Source organism: Bacillus sp. JJ722 (assembly GCF_036963345.1).
Classification (GTDB): Bacteria; Bacillota; Bacilli; order Bacillales; family DSM-1321; genus Bacillus_AD.
In genome coordinates this window covers 1-16,310 of sequence record NZ_JBALMO010000073.1, presented here as the reverse complement: position 1 = coordinate 16,310, position 16,310 = coordinate 1, and the positions used below count along the sequence as shown (strand labels likewise).

Below are 16,310 nucleotides of genomic sequence, written 5' to 3'. Positions count from 1 at the left end.
TTGGTGTAATAGGAAAACAGATTAGGAAAAAAGTATTTTCCGAAAAATTATAATTTTTATATATAATCTTTTTAGGAAGTGATTATATGGATAAAGTATTACGCGGTCATCATCTGCTTTGTATCCACGGATTTCGTGGGATGGGATACAGTCCAGAGTTTGTTAAGAAAATGCATGAGATCGTCAATGATATACGAAATGAAGAAAAGGATTTTTTTATCAAGGTAGTTGCTGCTTTTGACGATGCTTGCTTCACATGCCCTCACAAGGGTAAGATCAAATGTGAAGCAGATGAAGACTCTAATGAGCATGTCTTGTCAATGGATGAGAAAATTATCCACCATCTAGGGCTTGAAAAAAATAAATACTATCAAAAATCGTATTTAGTATCCTTAACGGCGAAAATGGTTATTCCTGAGGATCTAGATTATTTATGTGAAGGCTGTTCGTGGCTGCCATATGGGGTTTGTAAAGAAGGGATTGCTGAGTTAAAAGCTAAAGGAGGATAACTTTCTTTTCATGAATGAATTGAAATTGTAGTGTCTTTCGCACAGAAATGATGCTGGACTATAAAGTGCATGCTATTTAGACCTAAAAAAACATCCTATAAAATAGAGATGAGTTCAATTTTTTGAATCATCTCTTTTTGTAATGCGTCCAAAGTACAGGCATAATCAAAGCTCAAAAAAAAGCGGGAGACACAATGCTAATAATCGTAAAAAAGCAACAGCGCATTTATTACATACGAATAAATGTGCTTTTGCTTTTTTTCTACATAAAACAGATAGTAAGATATTGAAATCACGAAATACGATAATGACTTAAAAAGTTAAAATATTTAATGTTTTCTGGTTATTTTTTGTTATATAATCTTAAGATAGATGTTATTTGGTACAAATTACCTGCATCGAAAGTCAACTTTGAAGTTTAGGAGTGTTAGGTTTATGAGAGATAAGTTGTATGAGCTGTTATATGATACCTCAATTAATGTCACTACGGTGGAATTATTAGGAAATATGCTGGTAGCATTAGCTTTAGGTATCATCGTTTATATAACATACCGATTTACATATGGAAGTGTTCTATATAGTAAAAAGTTCAATATTTCACTAATTATGCTTACTTTAGTCACGACAGTCATCATGAATATTATTGCCGGAAATATTGCTCTTTCTTTAGGTATGGTAGGGGCGCTATCTATTGTTCGTTTTCGTACGGCGATAAAAGATCCCCGTGACACGGCTTATATTTTTTGGACAATCGCTATTGGTTTAGGAGCAGGTTCAGGTAGTTTGGTCATTATCATTATAGGAACAGTGTTGATTTCATTAGTCTGTTTTATTTTTAATTATGGTATTGGTAGAGATGAAAGATATTTAATTATTGTCCGTTGTGAAAATATGGATGAATCGTTAGAGAGGATACGCACGCATATGTTTAAAGCATGTAGAGGATACAAGCTACGTTCAGAGACGGTAAATGATCAATTTGTGGAACTGGTTTATCAAATTAAATTAAAAAATGATTCCAATACGAGAGAATATGAACAAATGAAAAAGATTAATGGCGTAATGTCCATTAATGTGGTTTCACAAAATGGCGAAACATTGGAATAGTGGAGTAATCTATGAGAAAAAGAAACAATGGTAAAAAAACCATACTGTTACTTGTTATAGTGTTGCTGATTAGTAGCTTTGTTGTAGTCTTCTCACAATATACAAATCCAAAATCGTTGTCTAAAGATACTGCGTCGGATCAGAGAGCAACAGATAACAATTCTTGTTTAGGTGAAGAAAGTGTTAACTTGCCGATTGTTGTTATTGATACGAAGGGCCAAAATATAGAAGAAGTTAATGTGACTTCTTCAGCATATAAAACACCAAGATATGAAGCTGAGTTCCAGTTATACAATAGTGATTCACAAGGTAATATCGTGATGTGTGAGGGTGAAAAGCCGATTATCAGCGAAAAAATAATAATTGGCGTAAGAGGAAAATCCTCCATGTCAAAGCCTAAAAAACAATTCTCTGTCAAAGTTATTGACGATATGGGGAAGGAAAAGGAAGTCCCATTATTAAATATGCCTCCTGATAAAGAATGGGTGCTGAATGGTTTATCAGCAGATAGTTCCTTGATCCGCAATCATTTAGCTTATCAAATTTCAGGTGAGATTATGGAATATGCACCAGATACTCGTTTTTGTGAAGTGCATATACTTGATCAAAAAAATCAAAAAGTTGGAGATACGAGCTATCGAGGTGTATATATGCTCATGGAAAAAATAACTCGTAATCCTAACCGTGTAGATTTAAGAAAAACGGATGACCGCTTAGCTGATACAAGTTTTATTATTGCTAGAGACAAAATTAAAGTAGGTCAACCAGTCCTTGATAGTCTATGGGGTAGTGTCTTGTCAGATCAAATATTAAATTCAGACGGCACAGTCAAGAAACGAAGCACTCTTACATATGTTTACCCTGGTAAATCACGGATTACAGAGGAACAAAAAAATTATATAGAAAACTATATTAATGATTTCGAATTATCCTTGTATTCGCGTAACTTCAAAGATAAAAAAGTAGGTTATCGAAACTTTATAGATGTCATGTCATTTGTAGATTATGCCATTATTAATGAGTTCTTTAAAAATGTGGATGGTGGAGATGTTAGTACATACTTTTATCGAGATGTAGGTGGACTGTTATATGCGGGACCCGTTTGGGATTTTGATTTAACACTAGGTTTGCCAAAAGGCTCTCCTTATTCTACAGTCGAGGGTTTCAGAATGTACAATACTCCTTGGTTTGATCAGCTTTTTAAGGATCCCTATTTTGTAGATATGTATGTTACTAGATATACGTTTCTTAGGAAGAATGTATTATCAGAAGAGCATCTGTTTCAGGTGATCGATGATGCTGTTGAAGAATTGGGAGAAGCTATACACAGGAATAATGCGAAATGGTCGAAAAATGTGGATGTGGATATCCTTTATGAGATTGAAATAAGAGAAATGAAAGATTATATAAAGCAAAGAGCGGATTGGATTGACCAAAATACAGCGATCTTGTATCGAATGGATGAAAGTGATTTATAAGGGATTGATGTAAGTGCGTAAATTTATGTTTATTGCCATTAGTATAATAATTGTAATAAGTCTACTAGGATACTTCTATTTCACTGGGTTTTTAGATTTTAGAACATCTGCTTTTGAAAAGTCCGTAGAAAAAAATAATATTCATTATGCGGTACGAGTGAATGAAAATCAAATTGAGAAGTACGATGGAGAGAAATGGAATCCTTTTGTCATTAAAGGTATTTCTGTGAGTGATCGTCTGCCGGGGAATGAAAAATTGACTAAAGAACAAATGATGGACTGGCTAGAGAAGATTAGTAAGATGAATGTCAATACGATTCGAATACCTTCGATTCAATCACCCGTTTTTTATAATGCGATAGATGAGTTTAATAAAGATAGAGAAAATCCTTTATATATCATCCATGAAATTCCTTTACAAGAAAAGTTTATTCATGGAGAATATGGCGGGGTTCATGAAGACATATCCGAGCAGTTGAATAAGGATATTGAAGATACTATTGATGTTCTTCATGGAAGAAAGATAATGTTGAAAAATGGAGCTTTATCAAGTGGTATCTATCTTAATGGCATCTCTCAATATGTATTAGGATATGTCATTGGTAATCAGTGGGACCCTGCTTTTGTGAAAATTAACAATAAGAAGAATGATAAACTAACTTCTTTTGATGGACAATATATTGAGGCGAACACGGTAAATGCAACCGAGTATTTAATAGCTCAGGCAATGGATTATGCGATTAGTTATGAGAGCAAGAAATATAATCAACAACGTTTAGTATCTTTCTTAAATACGACAGAGCTAGACCCAATCATGCATATGAATCAATCTAAAGTGTTTCGGGATACGAATCTGAATATTGAGAATGTACAAGAGAAAGAAGACTTGCATAGTGGAATATTTGCAAGTTATCAAGTTTCTCCGAATGATCCGGATTTTCTAAACATGAGATCTGATAGTAATGCAGACCTAAAAGATGATAACTATTTTGAAGAGTATTTAAAAAAGTTGAAGGATGTTCATCAAAAGCCAGTTGTTATTACAAATATCGGTCTTTCTACCTCAAGAGGTATTTCAAAGGAAGACGACCATCAAGGTTATGATCGTGGGGGCATGAGTGAAAAAGAGCAAGGTGAGAAATTAACCGAACTACTGGATGATATTTATGAGAATTATTATGCGGGAGCGATTGTTTATAATTGGCAGGACGAATGGGATAAAAGCAGTACTTGGAATACACGTCATATTAAAAACACAACAGAAGCGTCTAATTGGTTAGATGTACAATCTAGTGAGCAGAACTTTGGCATTATGCAGTTCGTTCCAAATAGTGAAGTACTTATGGATGGTAAAACAGACGATTGGAAGAAAGAGGATTTACTATTTGAAGACAAAAATAATAAACTGTATGCCAAATATGATTCTAGTTATTTATATGTCATGATAAAAGATAAAGGATTTCATCTGTATAATGATCGACTTTTTCTAGCAATGGATGTGAATCCTTCGATTGGAAGCAAGAACTATAAAGAAGAGAATATCGATTTTGATTTAGGAGCGGACTTTGTTGTTAGATTACACGGTAAACAAGATTCTGATATACAAGTGCAGTCGCGATATAACATCTTTGATTTTCGCTATAAATATTATTCCAACATTCTGGATCAAGTGACGACTGTACCAACAAAAGATTCTAATCAATTTGATCCTATTTATCTATTAACCCGCAATGCGATGCAAAACGATGAAACAATGCAGCTTCTAAGTCCGAAATATTATGAAACAGGCTCATTTGTATTTGGCAATACGGACTATAAGTCGAAAGACTATCATTCATTAGCTGATTTTAATGTGAAAGATGGTGTGATAGAGCTACGCATTCCATGGTTATTAATCAACGTTATGGACCCAATGAATGGAATAGTATTAGGAGATTTTTATCAAGATGGGATAGCAAGTAAAGAAAAAATTAAAAACATTGGTTTGCAAGTTATTGTTAAGGATGAAGGCGAAATGATAAAAGCAACGCCACCAAGTTATCTTCAATTGAAGAAAATAAAAAATATTCAATATCAGGAAAGAACGAAAGAATCGTACGAAGTGCTTCAAACTTATTTCAAGAATTTGAACAAATAGCGAGGTGAGGATGATATGAAGTTTGTTTATTTCATTATTGTTATGTTCTTGATTATTTTCTTGTTAGTTATTATGTATGTCCTTTATTCAAAAGTGATGCAGAAAATAGACTTGAAAAGAACAAAACGCTATGAGAATGAAATGCACCCGATTATTGAAAAGCATCTCAAAATGTGTGATCCATTAGATATTAGTAGAAAAGAACTCCTAGATTTACAGGAGAAGGTACGGACGAAACCAGGTCTTCAAGCTTTCAATAAAATATATTTTGAAAAGGTTGCTCAAGATGGATTAGATGAGCATTTGCAAAACTATGTAAGATTAATCGTTGATTATCAAACATTGTATAAAAACCGAATTGTCCGTGATAAGTATCGGAAAAGCTATATCCTTTATCTCCTAGCAGAATATTATATGAATTCGGATGAAGTTATTCAATATGCTTTATCAAGCTTGGAAAATCAATCGCAGTATGTAAGAAATAATGCCTTACGAGTTCTTAGAAATACTGGTAATGTTGAAGCTTTTATCGCAGCTTATCACAACATTTCAAAAGGACAGTTGTATTTCAATAAAAAAGTTATTGTCGACTTTATTGATTGTTTCCAAGGGGACATGGGTGAACTAAATAAAGTGCTAGGTAGTACGATAATTGAGTTTAGCCCACAAATTCAAAAAGTAATAATAGACCATTTTGCCAATCAAAAAATCAGTGATTTTTCAGAAGAAATTTTGAATTTGATACGTGTTTCAAATGATAAAGAAGTGATTATTTCCGGAATTAAATACTTTGGAATTATTCGATATCAACAAGCATACGACTTTATTGTTAGTCAGTTTAATAGTGAGAATTATGAGATAAGAGCGGTCTGTGCGAACGCTATTGCTTTATATAAATATGAAGAAACAATCAATCTACTTAAAAAGAATATTACAGATTCCAATTGGTTTGTCCGTTATAATAGTGCATTTTCGTTAATTCATCTAGAAGAAGGTGACATATTTACCCCTCATAGTTTAATAGCAAAAATTATTCAAGGAAATGATCGCTTTGCAAAAGAAATGATTATATATACTTTATATTCAACTCATTTAATTTCCAATGACAATTATGAAGAGAAATTAGCGTGTTTCAAACCGGAAAAGTTAGAAGAGGAGGATGTAGGTCATGATTTTGGAACATATCATCCTGTATATTAATCTCTTTTTCTTTATTTATATGTTTACCTACGCCACCTTTGTATTTGTAAACACAATTGTAGCTTCATTTCATTTAGATGATTTCTTTATTAAGAAGAAACATATGGGCTATGCCATGATTACGAACAATCAGAATTATATGCCGATTTCGATTATTGTTCCGGCTTACAATGAAGAGGTAACAATATTAAATTCGATTACTTCTTTGCTGCATCTTCAATATCCAGATATAGAGATCGTCATTGTTAATGATGGTTCACAAGACTCCACTGCCCAAAAAGTAATTGAACATTTTCATTTAAAAGAGGTGCAACGACCAATCCGTAAGCAAGTACCATGTAAGGAAATGGATAGTATTTATGAAAATGTGTTTAAGGGAAAAAGAATTGTACTTGTGAACAAAGAAAATGGTGGAAAGAGTGACGCTTTAAATATGGGAATTAATGTGAGTAGGTATCCGCTATTTATTTGCATGGATGCAGATTCCGTATTGCAGTACGATTCTTTAGAAAAAATCGTTATACCTTTCATGGAAAGTGATGACGTCGTTGCTGTTGGTGGAAATATTAAAGTTGCAAACCAAGCCGTTATTAAAAATGGTAGAATCGAAAAAATAGTTACACCTAAAAAATGGCTTGTTATGTTTCAAATGATTGAATATTTCCGAGTGTTTCTCATGTCACGAGTAGCTATGAATGGCATAAATGCAAACTTAATTATTTCAGGTGCATTTGGATTATACAGTAAAAGAGCAGTAATCAAAGTTGGTGGCTACACTAATGGTGTGATTGGGGAGGATATGGACCTTGTTGTAAAGCTACATTGCTTTTATCGAAAAAATAAACTTCCATATCAAATTAACTATATTCCTGATGCCGTTTGCTGGACGCAAGTACCAGAAAATATAACGGTATTGAAAGCTCAAAGAAAACGTTGGCATGTCGGAATGGGACAAGCTTTATTTTCACACTCGTTTATGTTTTTCCGCCCTTCCTACGGAACGGTTGGAATGATTGCTTATCCTTATTTTGTTTTGTTTGAATATATTACTCCGATATTAGAAATTTTAGGAATTGTTACAGTTGTTGTTTCTTATTTCATTCATATTATTAATTTGAATTTTTTACTATTCTATTTATTGTTTTATATGGGATTTAGTTTAGTATCTTCATGGGTATCGATTGTTTTTGGTAACTATTTATACGGTGAATCTTTATCACGGAAATCGTTAGTAAAGTTAATGATTGTAGCGATCTTTGAATGCTTTGGTTACCGACAAATGTGCTCATTATTCCGACTTGGAGCAATCTTTGGTACTCGTAAAGGAAAACAAAAGTGGGGGAAAATGGTGCGTGTATCTATGGACAAAGACAAGAATGAATCTGAAAAGCCTAGTATGCACTAGGTAATAAGGGGAAGAAAAAGTAATGAGGGATGCAATTTCTGTAATGCGTATCGTGGCTATCGTACTCTTGTTTATTATTGTCAGTGTTTATTTCATATACAATTGGTTCTTTCGAGAAGTTAGAAACGAACGTGAAAAGGCTCCTTTTTCCGTTACTGTATTAGCAACTGGAAAGTCCGATTGTATCGTTATTCAAACAGGTGGGAAAGTCGTACTTGTTGATAGCGGTAGAAATCGAAATGCAGAGGATATAATCCAGCATTTAAAGAAGCAAGATATTAAAGAAATCGATTATTTTATATTAACGCATCCAGATAAAGATCACATCGGTGGGGCAGATAAAATAATTAAAGCAATGAATGTGAAAACACTTATTCATAGCTCTTATAATCCTGATACAAAGCAATTCAAGCAGTATATGGAAGCGAGTGAGGAAAAGCAATTAGTGCCACAAATTTTAAGTAAACCTTTAGATTTTACAATTGATGAAGCTCGGTTTACATTGTATCCGCCTGAAAAAATTCAATATAAGGAAGACAATGATTATTCACTTGTATTAAGCGTTTCTTACAAAGAAACTAGTTTCTTATTTGCTGGTGATGCAGAAGAAGAGCGATTAAAAGAATTGATGGGCTTGAATTATCTTCAGCATACGTTCTTAAAAGTACCTCATCATGGGAAATATAATGAACAAACGAAGGCATTTTTAGAACAAGTAAACCCGAAATACAGTGTTATTACATGTTCAGACCAGGAGCCTCCAAAGAAAAAAACGTTAGCAGTTCTTGATTCTTTGAACATAAAAACGTACTTAACTAGTGATGGTACTGTTTATTGTGCGAGCGACGGTAAAAAAATTACAATTACCCAAGGTATGTAATGATGGTTGTAAGAAGGGTTGCTAAATCATGAAAAGAAAAACGACATTTAATGTATCAAGAAAAGAATTGAAATATCTCATCAATGCATCTCAATACGGCTTTATATCGAATGTTTTCGATGGTGTACTAATACCGGATAAAAACAATGGTGCCTTTGGTTACAAAATTCGCTCACTATATTTTGATACGCCATTCAACAAGGATTTTTATGAACGGATAGATGGTATAGAAAATCGTAAAAAAATAAGACTCCGAACATATGATGTTAATAGTCCTAAAGTAAAATTAGAGATTAAGAGAAAAATTGGAATATCACAAAAAAAAGATAGTCTCGTTATGCATCGTGATGATGCCCAAAGATTAATAGAATGTGATTACGAAGTGTTGTTGAAATATGATAATAAAATAGCAAGTATTATATATAATATTATGAAGATCGATCATTATCGTCCTGTTGTTTTGATTGAATATCGCCGGAAAGCTTTTATTCACACGACGAACAATATACGGATTACACTTGATTCAGACATTTGTAGCAACGAACTTCAGTTAGACTTCTTCAATAAGGATGCGGTACTGTATCCATTATTTGATTATGATACAAAAGTGTTAGAAGTGAAATACAATAAATTCTTATATCGTTGGATTAGTGACATTCTCGCTAGCTGTGATGTGAAGCAACAATCTGTAAGTAAATATAGCTTATCACGAAGCTTTTTTGAGAATTATATGTTGTAAGTTGTGGATTGGAAGAAGAAAAAATATGCTTTGTGACAGATGGAAAAGCCCAAAATCAGGAGATTTTGGGCTTTTGCTATTGTTACAATTTAAATTGATTTACTTGTTCTTTTAACTCTATCGCTAGATTCGATAAAGATGCTGCTGATGCGTTGATTTCTTCCATTGTTGCTAATTGTTCTTCTGCTGATGCAGCTACTGTTCTATTAAGTTCTAATGCTTGTTTAGCCTGGGAATGGATATTTCCAACAGTGGCTGATACTTCTTCTGCGCTTGCTGACATTTCTTGAACGGTCGCTGCTGTATTTGTAATTCTCTCACTCATCCTTAACATTGAATTTACTATTTCTTTGAAACTTACTTCTGTATGTTCGACTATTTGAATACCTTCTTTTACTTCGTTTTTTACATGATTCATTGCTGTAGTTGAACGAGTCATATTATTCTGAATATCTTTTATTAAGTCTGATATTTGCGTAGAAGATTGTTGGGATTGCTCAGCTAATTTGCGAACCTCATCTGCAACGACCGCGAATCCTTTTCCGTGTTCACCAGCTCTTGCTGCTTCAATGGCTGCATTCAAAGCAAGTAAGTTCGTTTGGTTAGCAATCTCTGTAATAACTTTTGAAATTTCATCAATTTCATCTGAACTTGAATGAAGAAGGTGAAGTATATCACCACTCTCATTAACTTTTTGATGAATTGAAGCCATTTGTTGAACGGTTTTTTCTACATATTTATTACCTTCATTTGCTTGTTTAATAACTTCATTACTAGTTTGTGATAGGGTGCTAGCATTTTCTGCCATATCATGAATAGAGATGGCAACTTCATCTAGTGCTTGCGAGCTTTCTTCTAAATTGCTGAATGCGCTTTCTGAACCGATAGCCATTACTTGAACCGATTCTGTAATTTCATTTGTTGCTTTATTTGTTTCATCAGCACTTGCTGCTAATTGTTCTGATGACGCAGTTAACTGATTAGTAGAATTTGCTACATTTGTAAGTAATTCTTTCATACTATTTCTCGTCTGATTGAAGCTGTTGGAAAGAATACCAATTTCGTCATTTGAATGAATTTGAACATTTTCCCGAGATAAATCACCCTGTGCTGTTGCTTGTAGCTCTTTAGATAGAGTATGAATAGGTTTTGTAATACGGATAGCATAGAAATAAGTAATGAAACCACCAATAAGAATAGCAATTAATGAAATAAAGATAACAGTGTAGGCGACTTTTTTAGCGCTACTGTTAAATTCAGAAATATAGGCACTTGAACCAACTACCCAGCCCCAATGTGGATCTACCTCTACATATGCGACTTTTTGCTCTACTTTATCTGTTTTAATATTCCGCCATTTATAATAGTAGAATTCTCCTTTTTTTCCGTGTTTTAAAAATTCTTCCCCAAGATATTTGCCATCTTCTGTTTTAATGGCGGCTAAGTCTAAACCTTCATCAGCAGGGTCCATTACCGAGATACCGTTTTGATTCATTGCCCAAATGTATCCTGTTTCTCCAGAAATATATTTTTTCTTAAGTTTCCTTGTATTATCTGCTGCATTCTTTTCACTATAAAGTTCTTCACGAAGTTTCTCTTGTGCATCGACTTTGCTTAAGTGTCCAGCCTCTACTTCTTGCTGTAGTAATGTAATCATACCAATAACCATTTGCGCACTTTTTTGGAGCTCATCTTTACCAGCATCGGTCAGTTGTTTCTTCGAAATGGAATAGGCACTTATGCCAATTAAGACACTTGGTACAATAAGTATGAATAAACATAAAATAATTAGCTTGGCTTTGAGTGGGAGGTATTTTTTCCTCAATGTAATCGCTCCTCGTATATAGTTCTTTACTACTTAATTATCGACAATATTTAGATAATTTGAATAATTGTAGTCATTTTTTTGCAAAAAAATGGTGATATTTACAACTCAAGGGAGCTATTTAGCTAATAATCATGATAGAAGTTATCAAACCAACCATGATGATAGTCCTTCCTATGTAAAGTCATAAATTAAATCTTATCCCAATGGAAAATTTGGAGGTTTTTGCAAAATATTAATAATAGTGTACTAGTCGAAAAGTCTCGTTTTCTGTTAAACATTTAGAAAATTTATATAAAAACAAAAATATTGTAGAAATAAATGGTATATTTAGATGGAATACAAAGAAAGGACATATTATAAATGAAAACTTTTGCAAAATTACTACTTGGTTTAGTTGTCTTTATCTCTAGTATTTGTACTCTATCAGTTTCAAAAACAGAAGCGGCAACAACCTTTAAAGACATTAGTACTAGCCATCGATCTTATGAAGAAATTACATTCTTAGCTCAAGGGAAAATAACGAGTGGAGATGAAAATGGCTACTTTAAGCCGATGCAAAATGTAACTCGTGCAGAATTTGCAGCAATGGTTGGACGCGCTTTAAATCTAGATGGCACTAAGAAAAAAACAAAATTTAAAGACGTCGGTGCAGGTAATTTCGCTTCAGGATACATACAATCCGCAGTTGATCAAAAGATTATCTCAGGATATTCTGATGGTACATTTAAACCAAATGGACTTGTTACTCGTGGGGAAATGGCAATTATGATTTGTAGAGCTTTTGGCTATGAATTCAATAATTCTATTTCGGGAGCGGCAAAGGCCATTACTTCTAGAGGAATCGACACGATGCAAGCTGATGGGACGTTCGCTGCTGAAAGAAAAGCAGTACGAGAAGAAACAGCTGTTTTTATTGCTCGAGCAATTGATTACACGTTGCGTTTAAACAATCCTCAAATTTCATTCAAAGGTGAAAAATATGTAAACAGTAGTACGTTAAATGTTAGAAAAGGACCGTCTACGAATTATAGTGTAGTAGGAAAGTTAAAATATGATGATAAAGTAAAGCTAGGTTATCAAGTAGGAGATTGGACTTTAATTAAATCAAACGATAATCTCATTGGTTTTGTTTCCTCTGCTTATTTAACATCCAGTAATCCATCTTCATCTGGAGAAAATCCAGGAAATACTAATGGCGGTAAGTCGTTAGCTTCTCAAGTGCTTGTTATTGATCCAGGTCATGGAGGAAGTGACTCTGGAGCTACTGGTTTTGGACTGAAAGAAAAAGACGTAGTATTAGATACGGCACTTCGCTTAAAGAAGTTGCTTGTTCAAACTCCATTACAAGTTAAATATACACGTGAAACAGATGTGTTTTACACTCCGAACCAACGACCAGTTATGGCAGCAAATTGGAAAGGCAATACGTTTGTTAGTATCCATGCTAATGCATTTAATCAAAGTGCAAACGGTACAGAAACATATTACTGGGGTGGTCGAAGAGCTTCAAATCCACATGTAAGTGATAGTAAGCTTTTGGCAGAATCTATACATAAAAGACTAGTTAAGGCAATGGGTACGAAAGACCGCAAAGTAAAGCCAGGCAATTATGCAGTACTTCGTGAAAATACAATGCCAGCTGTATTAGCTGAGTTAGCTTTCATAGATCAAAAATCAGATAATGATAAATTGAAAAATCCAGTTTATCGACAAAAAGCAGCGGAAGCAATCTACCTTGGTTTGCTAGATTATTATAAAGCAAAAGGTTTCGATGTTGCGAAGTATTATGATGTAGTGTAGTGGAAGTTAAATGGAGATGGGCTGTTCATAAGTCAGAATTACTGACTATGGGCAGCCCTTTTTTTGGTCGAAAAGGTTTATACATAGAAAAAAAGATTGAAAAAAAGACCATCCAGACGGTATAATAAAAAAGTCCATTCAGACGGTTTTTGAGGAGGCGTACTAATTGAAATCAAAAGCAAGTATGAAACGAGAGATCATTTTAAAAGCAGCTACAGAATTTATTATAAATCATGAATTTAATGCATTAACTTTAGATGCAGTTGCCAAACAAGCTGGTATTAGTAAGGGGGGACTACTTTACCACTTTCCTAATAAAGAAGCTTTAAATCTGGGATTAGCTGAGCATATTTTTGGAGAATTTACTGAGCGTTTTAATGATTGTGCAGAAAGAGATCCTATTGAAGACGGTAAATGGACTCGTGCATTAATTCATGCATCAATATGGGATTTAAAAAACAATAATGGAGAACTAAATATTGGACTGTATGCTGCTTCCGCATTGAATCCTGAATTAGCGAAAAGTATTTCTAAATACTATCAATATTTACAAGATAGAATAGAACATGATGGTATAAGCCCCGTAACAGCAGCGGTTATTCGTCTGGCTGTCGATGGTCTTTACTATTCTGAATTGTTCAACATATCACCATTAAATGAAGATTTGCGAAAAGAAGTAATCAAAAAGTTACTGGATATGACGAAATAGGAGTTGTTGTAATTGAATCCATTTGTAGTATTAATATTTGCTATTGTTGCGGAAGTATTTGGAAGTTCTATGCTTAAGGTTTCTAATGGGTTTAAAAGACTTTGGCCTTCTATAGGAGTTGTTATAGCAATGGGGACGGCATTTTATTTCTTATCCATCGCTTTAAAATACTTACCGCTTGGAACGGCATATGCTATATGGTCAGGGCTAGGTACTGCTTTAACAGCTTTGATAGGTGTACTAGTTTGGAAAGAAAAAATAAGTGCAAAGAAGCTAGTAGGATTAATTTTCATTATTGGCGGGGTTGTAGTAATGAAACTATCTAGTGGCTCTCACTAAATTGGTAGAATGGAGAAGTTATTATGAATGGTTATGTAGCATTGTCATTAGCAATTGTATTTGAAGTATTTGGGACAACAATGCTTAAGTTGTCTGATGGATTCACGAATTTAATTCCATCCTTAGGAGTGGCTGTAGGCTTCGGATTGGCATTTTATTCATTATCACTTTGTCTAAGAACGGTTTCTCTGAGTTTGGCTTATGCCATTTGGTCAGGGGTAGGTACAGCTATTACAGCTTTACTAGGTGTCCTAATCTGGAAAGACGAATTTACTACTATGACATTCTTTGGTTTATTATTAATAATTGGCGGGGTTGTATTGCTCAATTCCGAGAGCTCAGAAAACGAGACTAAAGAGGGTGTCTAATAAGGTAATGGTGCTTTAGATTTTTACATTTACGTGAAAATCATTATTCATATTTATCGGGAAACAGATGCATTTCATCTCTTTCTAAAGCGCCAAAATAGGCATTTTCAAGATGCCCAACAAGAATAACAAATTTCTCGTAACCTATACTGAAGGGCTAAAAAGCGTAAAAGGGCGTTCGGAAAGTGATTGAAAATCACTTTTCGGACAGCCCCTTCTAGTGGCTAATAGATCAATCTGTTAACGTAGTAAATAAGAAACAATATCATCATTCGTGCTTTGTAGAGAGTCTTTTATATCGTTACGATTTTGCTGCAATGAAAAATAATAAGGATTGACTTTATTGTCATATAAATTGCGACGTAATATGTTCTTTTTACTTGTAAGTTTACTTACAAGTTGTTCGAAGAAGTCTGCTTGTGACATCATATCCAACGTACCAAGATGGAAGATTCCTTTTAGATTATTTTCAACTATGAAACGGAGTTGTTTAGCTAATGTAACATCCGAAAGATTATTACAAATTAAATTACTATATACATCTATCACTTCATTATTTTCAATGCTGTCTTTAATTAATTGCCATCTTGGGGAATTCTTGCCCCATATTGCTGGTATCCGAATGATAATCGCTCGTTCAGCTAACATTTCTTGCAGCATATTTTCACAATTAATTTTGAATTTTCCATAATCTGATTCAGAAATCGGGAAATCTTTTTCTGTATGTGGTCTTGAAAAGTCACCATCAAATACATTCGTAGTAGAAAAGTAATAAACAATGCGATCCGTATTCTGTATTTCAATAGACAGTTCATGATGAAATGTAAGCTGTTGTTCAAAATCCCCTCTTAGGCAAGAAATGATTATGTCAGGTTGTATAGAACGAATCACTTCCTTCAGTTTATCAATTTCATGTATTTCTAATTGAACTTTCTTATTATTTGGGAGATTGACTGATGAAGAACAGTATGTTCCATATATGTCAAACCCATCTTTTAATTCCTCAATTAAAGATTGTCCTACAAGTCCACTTGCACCAAGAATAAGTACTTTTTTCAAATAAAACCCTCCAATCAATTTAATAAATATAACCTTTCAATCATATAACGAATGGGCAAGTGAAAAAGATATGCCCTTTCTTTCTAATTTTTTTATACGTACTTTTATAATTTCCACTTCTGTTAAATGTTAGGGTTTCAAGGGTGATTTCCTATATAATTAGGTATAAAGTTGAATATCGAAAGGACCAAATAAATGAAAGCAAAATTGGCATTTATTATTTCGATTTTGTTACTTTTTGAGATGTGCTTTTTAATTGTTAGCTTATCTCAAAAAAATCCATCTAATGCCCCCATGGCTAAAAATGGAATCCTTGATTTGCGAGATTGGGATTTTGATAAAGAAGGTCCAACCTCCTTGAGAGGAGAATGGGAACTTGTTGAAGGTGCACTTTTATCTCCAATAGGATTTAATAATTCAAAAATGAAGGTGTACGAAACAGTACCTGGAGGTTGGAAAAGTGATAAGGCAATTGGAACGTATCGGTTAATCGTTTATTTACCGAATGATGTGAAAAATATCGGGATTTCTGTACGAAATATTTGGTCTTCTCATGTGCTTTATGTGAATGGTAAGAAAGTAAAACAAATGGGTAAGCCGAGTTCAACAATAGAGAAGACAATTAATAAAAATGTTCCATATGAATATTATCAATCCGTTGAAGAGCATAAGCTAGAGCTTGTCATTCAAGTAGCTAATTATGTTAATACTGATAGTGGAATTGTTCAACCGATTGATATTGGTATAGATAA

General features: G+C 33.7%; 14 protein-coding genes and 1 pseudogene. 13 read left to right on the top strand and 2 right to left on the bottom strand.

The window, feature by feature from the left end; genetic code table 11:
• Positions 1–86 precede the first annotated feature (86 nt).
• The 8 genes from V7014_RS10735 to V7014_RS10700 all read left to right on the top strand — a co-directional run bounded on the left by V7014_RS10735 (position 87) and on the right by V7014_RS10700 (position 9,455).
• On the top strand, positions 87–509 hold the full coding sequence (locus V7014_RS10735) for a DUF1284 domain-containing protein (RefSeq protein WP_335506942.1): 423 nt from the start codon (positions 87–89) through the stop codon (positions 507–509).
• A gap of 435 nt (positions 510–944) precedes the next feature.
• On the top strand, positions 945–1,616 hold the full coding sequence (locus tag V7014_RS10730; protein WP_335506941.1) for a DUF4956 domain-containing protein: 672 nt from the start codon (positions 945–947) through the stop codon (positions 1,614–1,616).
• An 11-nt stretch (positions 1,617–1,627) separates the two neighbouring features.
• Complete coding sequence (locus V7014_RS10725; RefSeq protein WP_335506938.1) at positions 1,628–3,094, top strand: CotH kinase family protein; 1,467 nt, start codon at positions 1,628–1,630, stop codon at positions 3,092–3,094.
• A 13-nt stretch (positions 3,095–3,107) separates the two neighbouring features.
• Positions 3,108–5,231 (top strand): hypothetical protein, encoded by a 2,124-nt coding sequence (locus tag V7014_RS10720; protein ID WP_335506936.1) that lies wholly within the window; start codon positions 3,108–3,110, stop codon positions 5,229–5,231.
• Between the two features lie 15 nt (positions 5,232–5,246).
• A complete protein-coding gene (locus V7014_RS10715; RefSeq protein WP_335506934.1) occupies positions 5,247–6,431 on the top strand; it encodes a HEAT repeat domain-containing protein in 1,185 nt (394 codons plus the stop codon).
• On the top strand, positions 6,400–7,836 hold the full coding sequence (locus V7014_RS10710; RefSeq protein ID WP_335506932.1) for a glycosyltransferase family 2 protein: 1,437 nt from the start codon (positions 6,400–6,402) through the stop codon (positions 7,834–7,836). The genes V7014_RS10715 and V7014_RS10710 overlap by 32 nt, the downstream gene beginning before the upstream one ends.
• 22 nt (positions 7,837–7,858) lie before the next feature.
• Complete coding sequence (locus V7014_RS10705; protein ID WP_335506930.1) at positions 7,859–8,716, top strand: ComEC/Rec2 family competence protein; 858 nt, start codon at positions 7,859–7,861, stop codon at positions 8,714–8,716.
• 28 nt (positions 8,717–8,744) lie between these two features.
• Positions 8,745–9,455, top strand: coding sequence for a polyphosphate polymerase domain-containing protein (locus V7014_RS10700; protein WP_335506928.1), 711 nt, complete (start codon positions 8,745–8,747; stop codon positions 9,453–9,455).
• A gap of 82 nt (positions 9,456–9,537) precedes the next feature.
• On the opposite strand, the gene V7014_RS10695 is transcribed toward V7014_RS10700, so the two are convergent.
• Entirely contained in the window at positions 9,538–11,280 is a 1,743-nt protein-coding gene (locus V7014_RS10695; RefSeq protein WP_335506926.1) for a methyl-accepting chemotaxis protein, read from the bottom strand.
• Positions 11,281–11,643: 363 nt separating this feature from the next.
• On the opposite strand from V7014_RS10695, the gene V7014_RS10690 reads away from it, so the two are divergent.
• The 4 genes from V7014_RS10690 (at position 11,644) to V7014_RS10675 (ending at position 14,499) form a co-directional block, all read left to right on the top strand.
• Positions 11,644–13,083: an N-acetylmuramoyl-L-alanine amidase gene (locus V7014_RS10690; RefSeq protein ID WP_335506924.1), complete on the top strand. Its 1,440-nt coding sequence runs from the start codon at positions 11,644–11,646 to the stop codon at positions 13,081–13,083.
• A gap of 166 nt (positions 13,084–13,249) precedes the next feature.
• Positions 13,250–13,792 (top strand): TetR/AcrR family transcriptional regulator, encoded by a 543-nt coding sequence (locus tag V7014_RS10685; RefSeq protein WP_335506922.1) that lies wholly within the window; start codon positions 13,250–13,252, stop codon positions 13,790–13,792.
• 12 nt (positions 13,793–13,804) lie between these two features.
• Positions 13,805–14,131, top strand: coding sequence for a DMT family transporter (locus V7014_RS10680; RefSeq protein WP_335506920.1), 327 nt, complete (start codon positions 13,805–13,807; stop codon positions 14,129–14,131).
• Positions 14,132–14,154: 23 nt separating this feature from the next.
• On the top strand, positions 14,155–14,499 hold the full coding sequence (locus tag V7014_RS10675) for a DMT family transporter (protein ID WP_335506918.1): 345 nt from the start codon (positions 14,155–14,157) through the stop codon (positions 14,497–14,499).
• A 240-nt stretch (positions 14,500–14,739) separates the two neighbouring features.
• Here V7014_RS10675 and V7014_RS10670 read toward each other — a convergent pair whose 3' ends face one another.
• Positions 14,740–15,558, bottom strand: coding sequence for a sugar nucleotide-binding protein (locus V7014_RS10670; protein ID WP_335506916.1), 819 nt, complete (start codon positions 15,556–15,558; stop codon positions 14,740–14,742).
• A gap of 195 nt (positions 15,559–15,753) precedes the next feature.
• Here V7014_RS10670 and V7014_RS10665 point away from each other — a divergent pair.
• A pseudogene (locus V7014_RS10665) lies at positions 15,754–16,310 on the top strand (hypothetical protein); the annotation flags it as partial.